At 68.6% G+C, this 18,816-nt stretch carries 9 protein-coding genes and 1 pseudogene; 1 reads left to right on the top strand and 9 read right to left on the bottom strand.

Going from position 1 to position 18,816, the window contains the following annotated elements; all coding sequences use genetic code 11:
• Positions 1–173 precede the first annotated feature (173 nt).
• Entirely contained in the window at positions 174–1,556 is a 1,383-nt protein-coding gene (locus ACZ6MZ_RS07990; protein ID WP_389941274.1) for a M16 family metallopeptidase, read from the bottom strand.
• 17 nt (positions 1,557–1,573) lie between these two features.
• Positions 1,574–2,929, bottom strand: coding sequence for a M16 family metallopeptidase (locus ACZ6MZ_RS07985; RefSeq protein WP_469351102.1), 1,356 nt, complete (start codon positions 2,927–2,929; stop codon positions 1,574–1,576).
• Between the two features lie 190 nt (positions 2,930–3,119).
• Between ACZ6MZ_RS07985 and ACZ6MZ_RS07980 the strand changes: the two genes are divergently transcribed.
• A complete protein-coding gene (locus ACZ6MZ_RS07980; protein WP_469350484.1) occupies positions 3,120–5,570 on the top strand; it encodes a DNA gyrase/topoisomerase IV subunit A in 2,451 nt (816 codons plus the stop codon).
• A 190-nt stretch (positions 5,571–5,760) separates the two neighbouring features.
• On the opposite strand, the pseudogene ACZ6MZ_RS07975 reads toward ACZ6MZ_RS07980, so the two are convergent.
• From ACZ6MZ_RS07975 to ACZ6MZ_RS07945, 7 genes and pseudogenes are all read right to left on the bottom strand, one after another.
• Positions 5,761–7,482, bottom strand: a pseudogene (locus ACZ6MZ_RS07975) (glycosyl hydrolase family 28-related protein); the annotation flags it as partial.
• Between the two features lie 204 nt (positions 7,483–7,686).
• Positions 7,687–9,303: a glycoside hydrolase family 13 protein gene (locus ACZ6MZ_RS07970; RefSeq protein WP_469350483.1), complete on the bottom strand. Its 1,617-nt coding sequence runs from the start codon at positions 9,301–9,303 to the stop codon at positions 7,687–7,689.
• A gap of 168 nt (positions 9,304–9,471) precedes the next feature.
• Entirely contained in the window at positions 9,472–10,422 is a 951-nt protein-coding gene (locus ACZ6MZ_RS07965) for a carbohydrate ABC transporter permease (protein ID WP_384188381.1), read from the bottom strand.
• A 15-nt stretch (positions 10,423–10,437) separates the two neighbouring features.
• Complete coding sequence (locus ACZ6MZ_RS07960) at positions 10,438–11,394, bottom strand: carbohydrate ABC transporter permease (protein WP_384188383.1); 957 nt, start codon at positions 11,392–11,394, stop codon at positions 10,438–10,440.
• A 7-nt stretch (positions 11,395–11,401) separates the two neighbouring features.
• A complete protein-coding gene (locus ACZ6MZ_RS07955; protein WP_389782479.1) occupies positions 11,402–12,751 on the bottom strand; it encodes an ABC transporter substrate-binding protein in 1,350 nt (449 codons plus the stop codon).
• 535 nt (positions 12,752–13,286) lie between these two features.
• Complete coding sequence (locus ACZ6MZ_RS07950) at positions 13,287–14,327, bottom strand: LacI family DNA-binding transcriptional regulator (RefSeq protein WP_386876635.1); 1,041 nt, start codon at positions 14,325–14,327, stop codon at positions 13,287–13,289.
• 117 nt (positions 14,328–14,444) lie between these two features.
• A complete protein-coding gene (locus ACZ6MZ_RS07945; RefSeq protein ID WP_469350481.1) occupies positions 14,445–18,734 on the bottom strand; it encodes a discoidin domain-containing protein in 4,290 nt (1,429 codons plus the stop codon).
• Positions 18,735–18,816 lie beyond the last annotated feature (82 nt).

Genomic DNA, 18,816 nt, shown 5'->3' with positions numbered 1-18,816 from the left:
ATACGGCGTAACTGGCGAACAGCCGGACCGACGCTAAGCGGGCCGTCTTTCAATCACCAAACAGACAGGCCCCTTTGTAGCGCACACCACAGGGCAGATAGGCGATCTCTCCAATAAAAGGGACATAAGAGAGCCCCGGCGACGGCGTCGCCGGGGCTCCTCTCACGGCGGGATCAGCCGGTGACCACCGTCACGTCACCGATGCCCAGAGCCGCGACCGGCTCCTTGATCTGCGCGGCGTCCCCGACGAGGACCGTGACGAGCCGGTCCACCGGGAAGGCGTTGACCGCGGCGGCCGTCGCCTCGACGGTGCCCGTCTCGGCCAGCCGCGCGTACAACTGCGCCTGGAAGTCGTCCGGGAGGAACTGCTCGACCTGGTCGGCCAGCGTGCCCGCGACGGACGCCGCCGTCTCGTACTTCAGCGGTGCGACGCCCACCAGATTCTGGACGGCCACATCGCGCTCGGCGTCGGTGAGGCCCTCCGCCGCGAGGGTGCGCAGCACCTTCCAGAGGTCCTCCAGCGCCGGGCCCGTGGACGCGGTGTCCACGGAGCCGCTGATGGCGAGCATCGCGGCGCCCGTCGCCCCGCCCGGGGCGGACGGCGCCGAGGAGCGCAGCACCTGGCCGAAGGACCGCACGCCGTAGGTGTAGCCCTTCTCCTCGCGCAGCACCCGGTCGAGCCGGGAGGTGAGGGTGCCGCCCAGGCAGTACGTGCCCAGCACCTGGGCCGGCCAGACCCGGTCGTGCCGGTCGGCGCCGATACGGCCGATCAGCAGCTGGGTCTGTACCGCGCCCGGCCGGTCCACGATCACCACGCGGCCCGTGTCGTCGGCCGTGATGGGCGGCATCGGACGGGGAGCGGCGGTGTTGCCGGTCCAGTCGCCGAGGGTGTCGGCGAGCACCGCGTCCAGATCGACCCCGGTGAGGTCACCGACGACCACCGCGGTGGCCGTGGCGGGGCGTACGTGCGCCTCGTAGAAGGAGCGCACGCCCGCGGCGTCGATCCGCTCCACCGTCTCCTCGGTGCCCTGGCGCGGCCGGGACATGCGCGAGGAGGCGGGGAACAGCTCCTTGGAGAGCTGCTTGGCGGCGCGGCGGCCCGGGTTGGCGGTCTCGTGCGGGATCTCGTCGAGCCGGTTGCGTACCAGCCGCTCGACCTCGCTGTCCGCGAAGGCGGGGGCGCGCAGCGCCTCGGCGAGCAGCCCGAGCGCCTTGGGCAGCCGGGAGACGGGGACCTCCAGGGAGATCCGTACGCCCGGGTGGTCGGCGTGCGCGTCGAGCGTGGCGCCGCAGCGCTCCAGCTCGGCGGCGAACTCCTCGGCGCTGCGCTTGTCGGTGCCTTCGGAGAAGGCGCGCGCCATGATCGTGGCGATGCCGTCGAGCCCCTCGGGCTCGGCGTCCAGCGGGGCGTCGAGATTGATCTCGACGGCCACCACCTGCTGGCCGGGGCGGTGGCAGCGCAGCACCGTCAGGCCGTTGGGCAGCGCCCCACGCTCGGGGGCCGGGAAGGCCCAGGGCCTGGCCTCGCCGGCGGTCGGCTGCGGGTGGAAGTCCATGGTCACGGCAGCGTCGGTCACTGGTCCGCCCCCTCGTGCTCGTCGGTCTCGTCGGCGGCCGTGTCCTCGGCGGTCACCGGTTCGTACACCAGCACCGCCCTGTTGTCCGGGCGCAGCCGCGCCGCGGCGACCGCCCGCACCTCGTCCGCGGTGATGTCCAGCACGCGCGTCACGGCGGTCAGCGCCAGCTGCGGGTCACCGAACAGCACGGCGAACCTGCACAGTTCGTCGGCGCGGCCCGCGACGGTGCCGAGCCGGTCGAGCCACTCGCGCTCCAACTGGGCCTGCGCCCGCTCCATCTCCTCCGCGGTCGGGCCCTCGGCGGCGAGGCGGGCCAGCTCCTCGTCGACCGCGGCCTCGATCTGCGGGACCTCGACGCCACCGGACGTCTTCACGTCCAGCCAGCCGAGCGAGGGTGCGCCGGCCAGCCGCAGCAGCCCGAAGCCCGCGGCGACCGCGGTCCGGTCCCGGCGCACCAGACGGTTGTGCAGGCGGGAGGACTCGCCGCCGCCGAGGACGGTGAGCGCCAGGTCGGCGGCGTCGCACTCGCGGGTGCCGTCCTGCGGCAGCCGGTAGGCGGCCATCAGCGCGCGCGCCGGGACCTCCTCGTGGATCTCCTCGCGCAGCTCCTGGCCGATGACGTCGGGGAGCGTGCCGTCACGCGGCGGGTTCTTGCCGTCGTGGGACGGGATCGAGCCGAAGTACTTCTCGACCCAGGCGAGCGTCTGCTCGGGGTCGATGTCGCCGACGACCGACAGCACCGCGTTGTTCGGCGCGTAGTTCGTACGGAAGAACGCGCGGGCGTCCTCCAGCGTCGCGGCGTCCAGGTCTGCCATCGACCCGATGGGGGTGTGGTGGTAGGGGTGGCCCTCGGGGTACGCCAGTGCGGTCAGCCGCTCGAAGGCCGTACCGTAGGGCACGTTGTCGTACCGCTGGCGGCGCTCGTTCTTGACGACGTCCCGCTGGTTCTCCATGGACTGGTCGTCGAGCGCGGCGAGCAGGGAGCCCATCCGGTCGGCTTCCAGCCAGAGCGCCAGCTCCAGCTGGTGGGTGGGCATCGTCTCGAAATAGTTGGTGCGCTCGAAGCTGGTCGTGCCGTTCAGGGAGCCGCCGGCGCCCTGAACCAGTTCGAAGTGGCCGTTCCCCGGCACCTGCGCCGAGCCCTGGAACATCAGGTGCTCGAAGAGGTGGGCGAGGCCCGTACGGCCCTTGACCTCATGGCGTGAGCCGACGTCGTACCAGAGGCAGACCGCGGCGACCGGGGTCAGGTGATCCTCGGAGAGGACCACGCGCAGGCCGTTGGCCAGCCGGTGCTCTGTCGCTGTCAGGCCGCCGGAACCGGCCTGCGCTGTGGCCGTGTGACCCATGGGCATGTACGTCCCTTCGATCGCGATATGGAGAAGTCCTGCCACTGTATGCAAGCGTGCTGACACCTGGCGAAGTTCCCGTGCCGCACACGCTCAACGACGGGTCGAGGTCGGCGGTGTCAGCGGCTCGGTCCACAATGGTCCGCGTCAGTTCCAGAAGTTGCCGTACAGAACCTGTGAAGGAGCCGCAGCAGCGATGGCCCGCCGCAGCACGAAGACCCCGCCGCCGGAGGACTTCGAGGAGAAGATCCTCGACATCGACGTGGTCGATGAAATGCAGGGCTCCTTCCTCGAGTACGCGTACTCGGTGATCTATTCCCGGGCCCTGCCGGACGCCCGTGACGGTATGAAGCCGGTGCACCGCCGCATCGTGTACCAGATGAACGAGATGGGCCTGCGCCCCGACCGCGGCTATGTGAAGTGCGCGCGTGTCGTCGGCGAGGTGATGGGAAAGCTGCATCCGCACGGCGACGCGTCGATCTATGACGCCCTCGTCCGGATGGCACAGCCGTTCTCGATGCGACTGCCTCTCGTCGACGGACATGGCAACTTCGGCTCGCTCGGCAACGACGACCCGCCGGCCGCCATGCGGTACACAGAGTGCCGGATGGCGGACGCCACGTCACTGATGACGGAGTCGATCGACGAGGACACCGTCGATTTCGAGCCGAATTACGACGGCCAGGAGCGGGAACCGGTCACACTTCCCGCCGCGTATCCGAATCTGCTGGTCAACGGCGCCTCCGGGATCGCGGTCGGCATGGCGACGAACATGCCGCCGCACAATCTCGGTGAGGTCGTGGCGGCCGCACGCCATCTGATCAAGCACCCGGGCGCGGACCTGGAGACGCTGATGCGTTTCGTGCCGGGCCCCGATCTGCCGACCGGTGGCCGGATCGTCGGCCTGACCGGCATCAAGGACGCCTACGAGAAGGGCCGGGGCACCTTCAAGATCCGCGCCACCGTGACGGTGGAGGATGTCACCGCGCGCCGCAAGGGCCTGGTCATCACGGAGCTGCCCTTCACGGTCGGCCCCGAGAAAGTCATCGCGAAGATCAAGGACCTGGTCTCCGCCAAGAAGCTCCAGGGCATCGCGGATGTCAAGGACCTCACGGACCGCGCGCACGGCCTGCGTCTGGTCATCGAGGTCAAGAACGGTTTCGTGCCCGAGGCCGTGCTCGAGCAGCTCTACAAGCTGACGCCGATGGAGGAGACCTTCGGTATCAACAATGTGGCGCTGGTGGACGGGCAGCCGCTGACGCTGGGGCTGAAGGAGCTGCTGGAGGTCTATCTCGACCACCGGTTCACGGTGGTGCGCCGCCGCAGCGAGTTCCGGCGGACGAAGCGGCGTGACCGGCTGCACCTGGTCGAGGGGCTGCTCGTCGCGCTCATCGACATCGACGAGGTCATCCAGCTGATCCGGTCGAGCGACAACTCCGCCCAGGCCAAGGAGCGGCTCATCGAGCGCTTCTCGCTGAGCGACATCCAGACCCAGTACATCCTGGACACGCCGCTGCGCCGGCTCACCCGGTTCGACCGGATCGAGCTGGAGAGCGAGCGCGACCGGCTCAACGGCGAGATCGACGAGCTGACCGGGATCCTGGACTCGGACACCGAGCTGCGCAAGCTGGTCTCGTCCGAACTGGCCGCGGTGGCGAAGAAGTTCGGCACCGCGCGGCGCACGGTGCTGCTGGAGTCCTCGGGTTCCGTGGCGGCGTCGGTGCCGCTGGAGGTCGCGGACGATCCGTGCCGGGTGCTGCTCTCCTCGACCGGTCTGCTGGCCCGTACGGTCAACGGCTCCCCGCTGGAGGGTGGCGACGGCAAGCGCGTCAAGCACGATGTGATCGTCTCGGCGGTGCCGGCGACGGCGCGGGGCGACATCGGCGCGGTGACGTCCACCGGGCGGCTGCTGCGGATCGCGGTGATCGACCTGCCGCAGCTGCCGGACACCGCCTCGGCGCCGAATTTGTCGGGCGGGGCGCCGGTCTCCGAGTTCCTCGCGCTGGAGGGGGACGAGTCGCTGGTCTGTCTCACCACGCTCGACGAGTCGTCCCCGGGGCTCGCGCTGGGCACGCTCCAGGGCGTCGTCAAGCGCGTGGTGCCCGACTATCCGGCCAACAAGGGCGAGCTGGAGGTCATCTCCCTCAAGGAGGGTGACCGGATCGTCGGTGGCGCGGAGCTGCGGACGGGCGAGGAGGATCTCGTCTTCATCACCTCCGACGCCCAACTGCTGCGCTACCAGGCCTCGCATGTACGGCCGCAGGGCCGGCCGGCGGGCGGTATGACGGGGATCAAGCTGGCGGACGACGCCACGGTGATCTCCTTCACGGCGGTGGATCCGGCGGCGGACGGAGTGGTCTTCACGGTCTCCGGCTCGCACGGCACGCTGGACGACTCGGTGCGTACGGCGAAGCTCACCCCGTTCGACCAGTACCCGCGCAAGGGCAGGGCGACGGGCGGGGTGCGCTGTCAGCGGTTCCTGAAGGGCGAGGACATGCTGGTCCTGGCCTGGGCGGGGGCGAGCCCGGCGCGCGCGGCGCAGAAGAACGGCACACCGGTGGAACTGCCGGAGCCCGACCCGCGCCGGGACGGTTCCGGTACGCCGTTCGCCTCGCCGGTCGATGTACTGGCCGGGCCCGCGCACTGACGGGCCCTGTCCACGACCTGTCCGGGTCCGGTCCTTCCGGCCCGGACCCGGACAGGTCGGGCACGTACCGCAGGGGCCCCGCCCGCCCAGGGCCGTGCCCCGGGCGGGCAGAGCGCTGAGCGGGCGAGGCCCCCGTAACGCCGGACGCTCAGCGGCGGTCCGCCGCCTGCTTTCCGCTCGCCGCGGCCGCGGGCTGCGGCCAGCTGTTGCAGTCGTTCCAGACGGTGTCCCAGCCGGAGTTGCCGCCGCCGTCGGTGACCGCGAAGGTGCCGCTGCCTCCCGGGAACGGGCAGTTGTAGATTCCGGCGGCGCCGAGGCCCGAGGCCTGGACGTTGCTGAACTTCGCCGACCCCGGGGTCTCCGCCTGGACCGCGACCGTGCCCGCTCCGTCGATCGTGGCGCGGTCGACGGTCACGTTCTGGACGGCCTTGCCCGTACCGCTGCCGGAGACGAATTCGAAGGCGCTGTAGGGGCTGTCGGTGAAGGTGGTGTCGGTGATGTTGACGTTCGCGTCGATGGAGCTGTCGTACGCGTCGACGCGCAGCGCCCCCATCGGATGACCCCAGTTGGGGTTGATCGCGCCGGTGCGGACGAGGGTGTTGCCCGAGACCGTGATGGTGCCGGCCAGCGGGAAGAACGGATCGGCGAACTTCTGGTTGGAGATCGCGATACCGCTGCCCAGGGCATTGGTGTCCTGCACCAGGTTGTCCTTGACCGTGATGTCGCGGCCACCGTAGATCGCGATCCCGTTGGCCAGGTTCGGCTGCGAGATCGTGTTGTTGGCAAAGGTGCTGGAGCTGTTGGTCGTATTGAGCGACCACATGGCGAGGGCATCGTCACCGTTGTTGCGCAGGAAGTTGTTGCGCACCTGGACACCGTTGGCGGTGCCGTTGAGGTTGAGGCCGTCGGCCGTCGTGTCGAGAATGCGGTTGTTCTCCACCACGAGGTTGTCGTTGTTCCCCATCAGCCAGAAGCCGACCTTGAGATGCTGGATCCACACCCCGGACACGGACGAGTTCGGACCGAGCGAGCCGTTGACGAAGTTGTCGGGGTTGTTGTCGACGCGCTCGGTGACCTCGCCGAAGACGGCGAAATCATGGAGCCCCACCTTGCCGGTCGGTGCGCCTGACTGGTCGATGAAGCGCGAACTGTGCACCACCGAGTGCCAGTTGCCCGCGCCCCTGATCTCGACATTGTCCACATTGCTCAGCGACTGGGTCAGCTTGTAGTCGCCCGGCGGGATCCAGACCACGCCGCCCCTGGCCGCGCTGATGGCGTCGCGGAACGCCTGGGTGGAGTCGCCCGCGCCGCTGGGGTCCGCGCCCTTGTCGACCACCGAGACCGCGCCGGGCGGGGCCTGGGCGGCGCCCGCGACCTGCTCGAAGTCGGCCACGTCGACGGCGGTCGGGATGGTCGCCTCGAACTTCACCTTGGCGCCGGCCGGCAGGTCCCGGCCGAGCAGCACGCGCGTGTTGTCGAAGAGATGGTGCGTCTTGGCGCCGGCGATCCAGGGGGTGTCGACGTAGGAGTACTTGGACGTGACGGCGAGCGTCTTGTCGATCTTCTGCCCGTCGATGTACACGGCGAGGGTGCCCGACTGACCGTCGGGGACGCTGTACGCGAGGTTCACGGCGTTGGCGGCCGCGGGGAGGGTGAACTCGACGCTCTGGCCGGCGTTCAGCTGGACCGCCCGGCGTCCCGACGCCTCGGAGGCGAGCGTGCCCTGCGTGTAGTCGGGGCCGATCGTGGAGCCGTTCGTGGTGGCGCTCTCCGCTTCGACGGACCTGAAGGGGAGGTTCGCGCCGGCCGCTGCCGCCGCGGTCGCCGTGGGGGCGACGAGGACGAGCCCCGTCGAGGCGACCGCTACCGCGGTGGAGAGAGCTATTGTCATGCGCCTGACATGCGTATTCATGTGCGGGTCCTGCACCTTCCTGTGGGGGGAGGGGTATGGAGGCCTGTGCCTCCGACTCGCGCGGACGGCGAGTGGTCTGCCGGCGGGCCGAGAAGGCCGCCGTGGGGGGCCGGGGCCGTGCGCGACAGCGTTGTCAGAGACGCTGCCACGCACCCCCGGGGCATGGAAGAGAAAGAGGAAGAGTTGAAAGGCCGGCGGCCTAGATCAGGTCCGCAACCAGGCCGCCGTGTCCTGCGGAAGCCGTCCGTCACCGTCCAGCGGGCCACTGGTGAGCAGGACATGGGCGTGACCGGGGAGCTCCGCCGGTTCACCGGCGAAATTGACCACACAGACCAGACCGCCTGCGTCCCCGGTGCGGGCGAAGGACAGTACCCCGGGAGCGGCCTCCAGCCAGTTCATCGGCCCGTCCCCGAAGCCGGGTTCGGTACGGCGCAGCCGCAGGGCCTCGCGGTAGAGGGTGAGCATCGAGGCCGGATCGTCCGACTGCAGGTCGGCGGCGTACGAGGGCCAGGACGCCGGCTGCGGAAGCCACGGTTCGGTGCCGGAGCCGAAACCGGCGTACGGCGCGTCCGCCGTCCACGGCAGCGGCACCCGGCAGCCGTCGCGGCCCGGGTCCGTACCACCGGAGCGGAAGTGCATCGGGTCCTGGATCCGGTCGAGCGGAATCTCTACTTCCGGAAGGCCCAGCTCCTCGCCCTGGTAGAGGTACACGGCGCCCGGGAGCGCCAGCGAGAGCAGCGCGGCGGCGCGGGCGCGACGGGTACCGAGCTCCGGATCCGTCGGGGTGCCGAAGGCCTTGGCCGCGAAGTCGAAGCCGGTGGCCTCACGCCCGTAGCGGGTGACCGTGCGCGTCACATCGTGGTTGCAGAGCACCCAGGTGGCGGGGGCGCCGACCGGCGCGTGCTCGGCGACCGTCTCGTCGATCGCGGTCCGCAGCAGACCCGCGTCCCAGGGACAGGCGAGAAAGTTGAAGTTGAACGCGGTGTGCAGCTCGTCCGGCCGCAGATAGCGGACAAAGCGCTCGGTGTCGGGCAGCCACACCTCGCCGACGTAGATGGCGTCGTACTCATCGGCAATGGCACGCCAGGAGCGGTAGATGTCGTGCAGCTCGTCCAGGTCGACATACGGATGCGGGTCGCGGCCCGCGGTGAAGTCCGGCAGGGCCGGGTCCTTGGCGAGCAGCGCGGCCGAGTCGATCCGTACGCCGGCGACACCGCGCTCGAACCAGAAGCGCAGCACGTCCTCGTGCTCCTGGCGCACCGCGGGATGGGCCCAGTTGAGGTCGGGCTGCTCCGGGGCGAAGAGATGCAGATACCACTCGCCGTCGTCGAGACGGGTCCAGGGCGTACCGCCGAACTCGGAGATCCAGTCGTTCGGCGGGATCTCGCCGTTCTCACCGCGCCCGGTCCTGAAGTGGAACAGTTCGCGCTCGGCGCTGCCGGAGCCGGCGGCCAGCGCCGCCTTGAACCACGCGTGCCGGTCGGAGACATGATTGGGCACGACGTCGATGATCGTACGGATGCCCAGCTCGCGCGCCTCGGCGATGAGCTTCTCGGCCTCGGCCAGGGTGCCGAAGGCCGGGTCGATCGTGCGGTAGTCCGCCACGTCGTAGCCGCCGTCGGCGAGGGGCGAGAGATACCAGGGGGTGAACCAGAGGGCGTCCACGCCCAGTTCCACGAGATACGGCAGCTTGGCCCGTACACCCGCGAGATCTCCGGTGCCGTCTCCGTCACCGTCGGCGAAGCTGCGTACGTAGATCTGGTAGATGGCGGCGTCCCGCCACCAATTCGTGTCGGCGGGCTCCAGAGGGCTGCCTTCCATGCGATGTTCCTTTCGGGCTGCTGCGGTGGCCCTCACGGCGGTGCCTTCCGTGACGAGGCGAGGGTGGTTCGTGAGCTGCGCACCGCCGCCCCACAGCGGGGACTGATTCAGGTGGCGGCGGTGCGCAGGGTGTTCGGCCGGACGTCGGGAGGGCCGGCGGGTAGCTGGTCAGCCCTTGGTGCTCCCGGCGCTGATGCCGGCGATGATGTGCCGCTGGAACACCAGGAACATCCCGACCATCGGGATACTGGCGATCACCATGGCGGCGATCAGTACGGACAGCGGGATGTTCTGCGACAGCTGGACCAGCGCGACGCTGATGGGCTGCTTCTCGGTGTCCGGGAAGACCATCAGCGGCCAGAGGAAGTCCTGCCAGACGGCGACCAGCGCGAAGATCGACACCACGCCGAGGACCGGCCGGGACATGGGCAGCAGGATCGACCAGAGGGTACGGAACCTTCCGGCGCCGTCGATCTCGGCGGCCTCCAGCACATCGCGGGGTATCTGGTCGAAGAACCGTTTGAGCAGATAGAGGTTGAAGGCGTTGGCGACGGCCGGCAGCCAGATGCCCAGCGGATCGTTGAGCAGGCTGACGTGGATCAGCGGCAGATCGGCGATGGTCAGGTACTTCGGTACGAGGAGCGCCTGGGCCGGGACCATCAGGGTGGCCAGGATGCCGCCCAGGATCACCTTCCCGAAGGCGGGCTTCAGCTTGGAGAGGGCGTAGGCCGCGGCCGTACAGAAGACGAGCTGGAGGATCCAGGCACCGGCGGCCTGTACCACCGTGTTCCACAGATGCGTGGGGAGCTGCATCAGGTCCCACGCGTCGGTGTACGCGCTGAAGTGCCAGGTCTCGGGGATCAGTGTCGGCGGCGTCTGCACCAGTTCGTCCGGGGACTTCATGGCGCCTGAGGCCATCCAGTACACGGGGAACAGGAAGGCCAGCACGAAGGCGAGGACGACACCGCTGAAGACGATCCAGTAGAGCGTCCTGCCCCGGGCGCTCGCGAGCGTGAGCGGGGACACGAGCGTGCGTACGGCCTGGCTGTCCGCTTTCTTGCCGGTGGCCTCGGCGGCCGCGGGCGGTGCCTGCCGGGGAGGCGGCGCGATCTGGGTCATGGCGCTGCGCTCCTCTCAGTCGTCGGTGCGGGTGAGCCGCAGATAGAGGGCGGAGAAGAGGCTGAGCACGATCAGCAGCATCACGCTCAGGGCGCAGGCCCCGCCGAAGTCGTTGTAGAGGAAGGCGTATTTGTAGATGAGATAGAGGATCGTGACGGTGGAGTTCTCCGGTCCGCCGCCGGTGATCACGAAGGGTTCGGTGAAGACCTGCATCGTGGCGATGATCTGCAGCAGCATCAGCATCAGGATGATGAAGCGGGTCTGCGGGATCGTCACATGGCGCACGCGCTGCAGGATGTTGGCGCCGTCCAGCTCCGCCGCCTCGTACAGCTCCCCCGGGATGCCCTGGAGCGCGGCGAGATAGATGAGGACCGTGCCACCCATGTTCGCCCAGGTGGCGACGATGACGAGGGAGAGAAGGGCGGTGTCCGCGCCGTTGGTCCAGTTCGACGTGGGCAGATGGAGGAAGCGCAGCCCTTCGTTGGCGAGGCCGGCGCCCGGATCGTAGAACCACTTCCACAGCAGGGCGCTGACCACCGGCGGGATCATCACCGGGAGGTAGACGACCACCCGGAAGAACGACTTCGCGTGCCGCAGCTCGTTGAGGACGAGCGCCATCACGAACGGCACCGCGAAGCCGATCAGCAGGGCGATCAGCGTGAAGGTGAGGGTGTTGCGCCAGGCCGCCCCGAACTCCGGGTCTTGGAAGACCTGAGTGAAGTTGGCGGTCCCCACCCATTCCGGAGCTGATCCGGGGGTGTACTTCTGGAAGGCGATGATCACCGCGCGGATCGCCGGGTACCAGGAGAACAGCGCGAAGCAGATCAGGCCGCCGATCAGGAAGCCGTAGGCACGCACCTGATGGGACAGCTTGCGGCGGAAGGGGCTGGGGCCCCCGCGGCCCGCCGGGCGCTGCCCTGGAGTGGAGGGCGGCGCGGCGGCGGACCGCTGGGGAGCCTGGGCAGTTTTCATCGGTACGTCAGCCTCGAGCCAGGATTCCGTCGATCTTGGTCTGCGCGTCCTTCAGGAGTTTGTCGATGTCGGCGTCCTTCTTGGTGAGGACCGAGGACACCGCTCCGTCGAGGACCGAGTAGATCTGCTGGGCCTTCGGCGGCTCCAGCTTCGCGGTGAGCTGCTGGCTGCCGTCGAGGAAGGCCTGGTAGTTCTCGACCGGGACGTTGGCGTACTGCTTCCTCAGCGCCTGGTCCTTGGTGTCGGTGGCGCCGGTCCACAGCCGGGGCTCGGGGAGACCGACCGGGGCCTTCAGATCGGAGGCGCGCTTCCAGTTGTTGAGGCCGGTGCCCGGGGCGTTCGTCTGGTACTCCAGCCACTTCAGGCCGGCCTTGATCTGCTCCGGGGAGGCCTTCTTGCTGAACATGTAGCCGTCGCCGCCGATGAGCGTGCCCTTGCCGCCCGGCATCGGGGCGAGCGCCAGGTCCTCGTACTTGCCGCCCTTCTCCTTGACCAGGATCGGCACATTGTCCGGGGCGGAGATGTACATGCCGAGCTTGCCGGAGCCCATCATCTGCTGGACGTCGTTGAGGATGAGCAGCTGCTTGGTGCCCATGGAGTTGTCACCCCAGCGCATGTCCTTCAGGTTCTGCAGGACGGCCTTGCCCTCGGGGGTGTTGACGGCGGACTGCTTGCCGTCCGGGCTGACGACGTCGCCGCCCTGCGAGTACATCTCGGCGGTGAAGTGCCAGCCGCCCTGGTTCTGGGCGCTGTAGTCGGCGTATCCGACGTAGCCCTTGCCCAGGCCCGCGATCTTCTTGGCGGCGGCCCGGACCTCTTCCCAGGTGGCCGGCGGCTTGTCGGGGTCGAGGCCGGCCTGCTGGAAGAGCTTCTTGTTGTAGAGGAGGCCCATCGAGTAGTTGGTGCGCGGGACGCCGTAGACCTTGCCGTCGACGGTGTAGACGTCACGCAGCGACTGCTGGATGTCGCCGTAGCCCGGCATGTCCTTCACGTACGACGTGATGTCCGCTGCCTGGTTGATGTCGACGACGTGCTTGGCGTCGGTGAAGTACGTGTAGAAGACGTCTTCCATCTGGCCGCCGGCGAGCTTCGCGTCGAAGGTCTTGGGGTCCTGGCAGGGGAACGCGTCGTGACCGACGACGTCGATGTCCGGGTTCGCCTTCTCGAACGTCTTGATGTCGTCCTCGAAGCTCTGCCGGTCGATCTTGGCACTCTTCGGAGGCATGCAGTTCACGGTGATACGCGTCTTGCCCCCCGAGGTGTCCTCACTGTCCGAGCCGCACGCGGCCAGTCCAGTGAGGGCCAGCGCGGAGGCTATGGCGGCGGTACAGGTACGGCGGAACCCGGGACTTCTCATCGGTGGGACCCCTCTTGGGCAGGAGCGTGGGAAACCCACAGCTGCTCGCTGTGTGGCGGCGCTCACTCAACCACTAACTACGGATGTCCGCAATATGTCGCTCCGATTTCGCAAATACTTGACAGCTAACTGCATGCACTGATGCTGTTGGAGGGTCCGAACCGGCTACTTTCGGGCCGTACCGTGAGAGGGTGGAGTGCTGTCCGCTCGGCGCTCGGAGGGTGCGATTCCGCCTGCGATGGCGGCAGCGCCGGGCCGGCGCGGGGCATTTTCGACGACGCCGCACCGAGCCCGGGGTGTCGCTTTTCTTGCGAATTTTGCGCTGTGCGAGCGCAAGCCTTTCGCAAAAACCGCAAGCCGCTTGCCCGCGCGCAGTCCCGGCGCAGTCCTGGCGCGGCCCGGAAGGTGCCGCACGCACGGAGGGCGGCCCGGTCTCAGCCGGGCCGCCCTCCGGCAGGTGTCCGTATTACTTCGTGCCCGTTTTATTTCGTGCCTGTTTCGACCCGGCCCGGGCGTCGGGGACGGCCCGGGGCCGTCAGCCGCGCGCCGCCGCTTCCACCCGAAGCGCCTGGCGGGGGGCCTGCGCCGTGGAGCCGCGTACCACCAGCTCCGGCTCGAACAGCAGCTCACCGGGCGGCACGGAACCGCCCTGGATCTGGGCGCTCAGCATCTCCACAGCGGCCCGCCCCATGGCCTCGATGGGCTGGCGGACCGTGGTCAGCGGGGGCTCGGTGCAGTTCATGAACGCGGAGTCGTCGAAGCCGACGACCGACACCTCGCGCGGTACGTCGAGACCGCGCCGGCGGGCTGCCCGTACCGCCCCCAGCGCCAGCGGGTCGCTGGCGCAGATGATGCCCGTGACACCCCGGTCGAGCAGGCGCGATGCCGCGGCCTGCCCGCCTTCCAGGGAGAACATGGTCCGCTCGATGTGCTCGTCGGGAAGCTTCGCCTTGGCCGCCTTCGCCGCCGCGAGCGCGGCGGCGAGCTTGCGCCGGGACGGCACATGGTCGGACGGGCCGAGCACCAGGCCGATGCGCTCATGGCCGAGCGAGGCCAGATGACGCCAGGCCTGTTCGACCGCGACCGCGTCGTCGCAGGAGATGCAGGGAAAGTCGAGATTCTCTATCGGGGCGTTGATCAGGACGACCGGAATCTTGCGCTCGGCAAGCTGCCGGTAGTGGTCGTGCGGGGCGTCCGCCTGGGCGAACAGTCCCCCCGCGAAGACGACCCCGGACACCTGCTGCTGGAGCAGCAGCTCGACATAGTCCGCCTCGGAGACACCGCCCTTGGTCTGCGTGCACAGCACGGGGGTCAGCCCCTGCTGGGCCAGCGCTCCGCCGATGACCTCGGCGAATGCCGGGAAGATAGGATTCTGCAGCTCCGGCAGCACCAGACCGACCAGCCGCGCACGCTCCCCGCGCAGCTGGGTCGGCCGCTCGTAGCCAAGGACGTCCAGCGCGGTCAGCACCGACTGCCGCGTGGCCTGCGAGACACCGGGCTTGCCGTTGAGTACCCGGCTGACCGTGGCCTCGCTGACCCCAACCTTCTTCGCCACCTGAGCAAGTCGTCGCGTCATACACGCAAGACTATCGCAAGAGATGCAAGCTACTTGCTTCAGAGCGTAAAGAGCCCGGCAAGCGCGGTGCCGGCCGGAATAATCCGGCCGGCACCACCTTACGGACCCGCTGCCTTCCTACGGGTTGATGTTGATCTTCATGGTGGAGGTGGTGTTCTTCACGTCCACGGCGTTGTTGTTGAGAGTCAGACCGTTGAAGGTGACTTCACCGACCGCCGGTCCCTGACCCGCCTCGGGCATCTCGTTCGCCCACAGTCCGAAGCCGGACTTGGCGTCGAAGGCGTCACCGCTCTTACGGGCGCCGGTGATCGAGATGTCGGTGAGGATGGTGTCCTTGATCGGGAACTGCGGCTGACCGCCCACATAGTTGGTCTGGAACATGATCCCGCTGTAGGTCGGATCGACGATGTCGACATTGTTGATCCGGATGCCCTGGAACACCTTGGACGCCGAGAACAACCAGATACCCGGGAAGGTCTGGCTGCCCCAGAAGTGCCCACCGGACCTGACGACCGACACATTCTCGATCGTCGTCGGTTCGGTCCCGAAGCCGTTCATCGCGTAGCCGAAGTCCAGCGAGCTGACCGTGATGCCCGAGTAGACCAGTGTGTCCGCGATGTGGATGTTGCGGAAGGTGTTGCGGTAGCCGCCGTATACGGCGAGACCCGCGGCACGCCACACGAGAGTCGCGGAGAGGTTCTCGTAGACGTTGTTGAACATGTCCGCGCCACCGGCGTCGATCGCCGAGAACAGCGCGAAGGCGTCGTCTCCCGTGGCCCGCGCGTCATTGTTGACGACGTGGTTGTCCGTGCTGCCGTTGGTCATGTTGATGCCGTCGGCGAACGTGTTGCGGATCCGGGAGTTCTTGATCGTGATGCGGTCCGCGTTGGCGCCCCAGTAGAGGCACACGGTGTGCTCGTTCCAGATGTTGTCGATCGTGATGTCGGTGACGTTCGACAGGTCGAACACCTTGCCGGGACCGTCGATGCGCGAGGTGTAGTTGCCGAAGTAGGCGAAGTTGGTGAAGGACGAGCCCTTCGCCGCGGCCTCCACCCGGAAGCCGACATCGGTGTTCTCCTGCGTCGACGGGGCGTGGAACCTGGTGTACCAGGGCCCCGCACCGACGACCTGCACCGGCTTGCCGTACACCTGGAACTTGCTGGACGTCTGGTAGTCACCGGCCGGCAGGTAGACACCGACCAGCTTGCCGGTGGTGTCCATCCGGACCTTGTCCAGCGCGTTCTGCACGTCCTGCTGGGCGAATCCGGTCGGCACCGTGTAGGTCGCCGGGTCCGGGTTGGCGACCTGCGAGACCTGCTCCAGGTTGATGAAGTCGATCGCGTACTTGGACGAGTTGGCCGCGTCCTTCTGAAGCCGGATCTTGCTGCCCGCGGGGACGGTCCTGCCCAGCATGACGTTGGCCTCGTCATAGATGTGCCGGGGTCCGCCGGCGCCGGGCGAGTTGCCGGGGCCGGTCTCCGAGCCGTACAGCCAGGCGTACTTCGAGGTGAGGTCGATGGCCTTGAGGAAGGTGCCGTCGACGTAGACGTTCAGAGTCGAGTCGATGCCACCGCCGCCCGCGGAGTCCGGGATGGAGAACCGCGTGACCAGCGTGTTGGTGCTGGCCCTCGTGGTGAACTCGACGTAGTTGCCGTTGTCGTTGAGGGTGACGGCCTTACGGCCGGACGCCTCTCCCGCGGGGTCGCCCACGTCCCGGTTCGGACCGACGACCTGCGCGCCACCGCCTGCGACGCCGTCCTCCGCCTCGTACATGTCGTACGGCATGTTGGCGCCGCGACCGACGAAGAGCGCCTGCGTGCTGGTGTTGTTCGCGCGCTTGACCGGCAGTTCGTTGGTGTCGTCGGCGAGGACCACCTTGACCGTGTACGAACCGTTGGCGGCCGCCCAGGTGCCGAGACCCACCGGAGAGGAGGTCGCGCCCGGGGCGATGGTGCCGTTGTACGCACCGGTCAGGGTCTTGACCGTGGCGCCTTTGGAGTCCAGCAGGGACAGCGTGATGCCGTGGCTGCCGGCCGCGGAGGCCACCGTGCCCTGGTTCTTGATCGCCACGGAGAAGGCGACGGTGTCACCGGCCGACGGCGAGGACGGGGACGTGGAGACCGTGGCGGCGATCAGGTCCGAGCTGGCGACCTGCTTCACCACCAGGGAGGTCGGGTTGATGTAGGTGTTGTTGGTCTCGTTCTGCTCGATGACCGCGTTGGCCGGGTCCGCGACAGCGCTGAGCTGGTACGTACCGGCGTCACGTGCACCGATGTTCGTCGTGACGGTGGCCGAGGCTCCGGCCGCCAGGGCGCCGACCGACGCGGTGCCCACCTTCGTACCGCTGAGCCGGAGCTCGACCGTGCTGGCCGGTGCCGCGACGGCCCCGGCGTTGCGTACGGTCGTCGACAGGGTGATCGGGTCGGACTCGACCGGCGCCGCGGGAGCCGCGGTCACCGCGGTGACCTGGAGGTCAGGGTTGGGCGCCGGGTCGCCGAGGATCTGGAACTCCGCCACCTGCCCCGCGCCGGAGCCGGTGTTGGAGGTGAACTTCAGCTGGACGTCGGCAGTGCGCGCGCTGACCGGGATGGTCACCGAGTTGCCGCTCGCCGGGCTGAAGTTGTAGTCCTTGGCGGCCACCAGGCTGGTGAAGCCTGATGCACTCTGCTCACGGCCCAGCACCTGGATGTTCTGGGTCCGCGCGCCCCAGCTGCTGTCCGGGTTGAGCTTGACGACCACGCTCTGGGTGTCGGCGTTGGCGCCCAGCTTCACGGTGAGGGTGTTGGGGTAGCTGCCGCCCGCACCCTCCCAGTAGGTCGTGAGGCTGTTGTCGTTGGCGTTCTCCGCGACGAAGGTGAAGACCGAGGAGGACGCGGTGATCGGCTTGCCGACGGCGAGGTTCGACGCCGTGCCCGTGCTGCCGTTCCTGGTCACCGTGTTGCTGTTGCCGGACTGGTTGCCCGCCGCGTCCTTGGCCCGTACGTAGTACGAGACCGTGGTGCCCGCGGCCTGGGTGTCCGTGTACGTGGTGACATTGCCCGCCACGCTGCCGCGCAGGACGTTGTTGGCGTAGACGTCGTAGGCCGTCACGCCCTTGTCGTCCGTCGAGGCGCCCCAGGTCAGCTTGATCTGTCCGGAGGCCGGCTCGGTGAAGGCGAGGTTGGCGGGGACGGTCGGCGCCTGGGTGTCCCCGGTGTCTCCCTGACGGGTGACGGTGTTGCTGTTGGGCGACACATTGCCGGCCGCGTCCTTGGCCCGTACGTAGTACGAGACGGTCGAGCCCGTGGGCTGGGTGTCCGTGAAGGTCGTGACATTGCCCGCGACGCTGGTGCGCAGCTCGTTGTTGGCGTAGATGTCGTAGCCCGTCACGCCCGTGTTGTCGGTCGACGGCTTCCAGCTGAGCTTGATCTGACCGGTGACCGGCTGCGTGTAGGTCAGCTCGGTCGGGGCGGTGGGCGCCTGGGTGTCACCGGTCTCGGGGCCGTAGATCTCCAGCTCGGACAGCTGGCCACCGGGCTGGCCGGTGTTGGCCGTGATCAGCACCCGCACATAGCGCGTGGTGGTGGCGTCGAAGGAGATCGTCGCCGCCTGACCGCCCGCGGCGTTGAAGGTGTACGCCTTGGAAGCGGTCAGATCCGTGAAGGCCGAGTTGTTGGTGCTGCCCTGGATCTTCAGCGTCTGGTCCCTGGCTCCCCAGCCGTCCGGCAGGCGCAGCACGACCTGGTTGACGCGGACCGACGATCCCAGGTCGGCCTGGATCCACTGCGGGAGTTCGTTGTTCCTGCTCTCCCAGTAGCTGGCCTTGTTGCCGTCGTTGGCGTTGCCGGGCCCGTAGACCTCGGTGAAGCTGCTCGCGGTGAGGGTCTTGCCGAGGGCGAGGTTCACCGACGCCGCGGCGGCGGTGTGCACCTCCAGCTCGGAGAGCTGCGCCTTCTTCCCCGCCGTATTGGCCGTGATGGTGGCCCGTACGAAGCGCGCCTTGGTGGCCGGGAAGGAGACGGTGACCTTGTTGCTCGCGCCCTTGCTGAAGGTGTACGTGGCGGAGGCCTTCAGCGTCGCGAAGCTGGTGCCGTCCTCACTGCCCTGGAGGGACAGGGTCTGCTGACGGGACTCCCACCCTGCGGGGAGCTTCAGCACCACCTGGTCGACGCGCTTGCTCGACCCGAGGTCCGACTGCACCCACTGGGGGAACTTCTTGCCGCCGCCCTCCCAGTAGGTCGACTGGTTCCCGTCCGTGACGTTCCGGGCGGTCGCGTCGCCCACGGTGGAACTCGCCGCCGCGGTCCGCCCCGCGGCGATGTTGGGGCCGTCTGCCGCCGCGGCGGTGAGTGACGGCCAGCCGATCATCAACAGACTGGTGGCTATGGCGGTGGAGAGGACCCGCCATCTCCGGCGTTGCGATCTCATGGATCCCCGATCTTCGGCCTCGGCGCGGGGGGCGGCGAGGGCGCGGCTCTGGCTGCGTGCTTGCGTGGCAAGCGTTTCTGCA

This window comes from Streptomyces sp. NPDC042201 (genome assembly GCF_055582185.1).
Note: the sequence above shows the minus strand (reverse complement) of the source record. Positions and strands in the feature narration are given on the sequence as shown.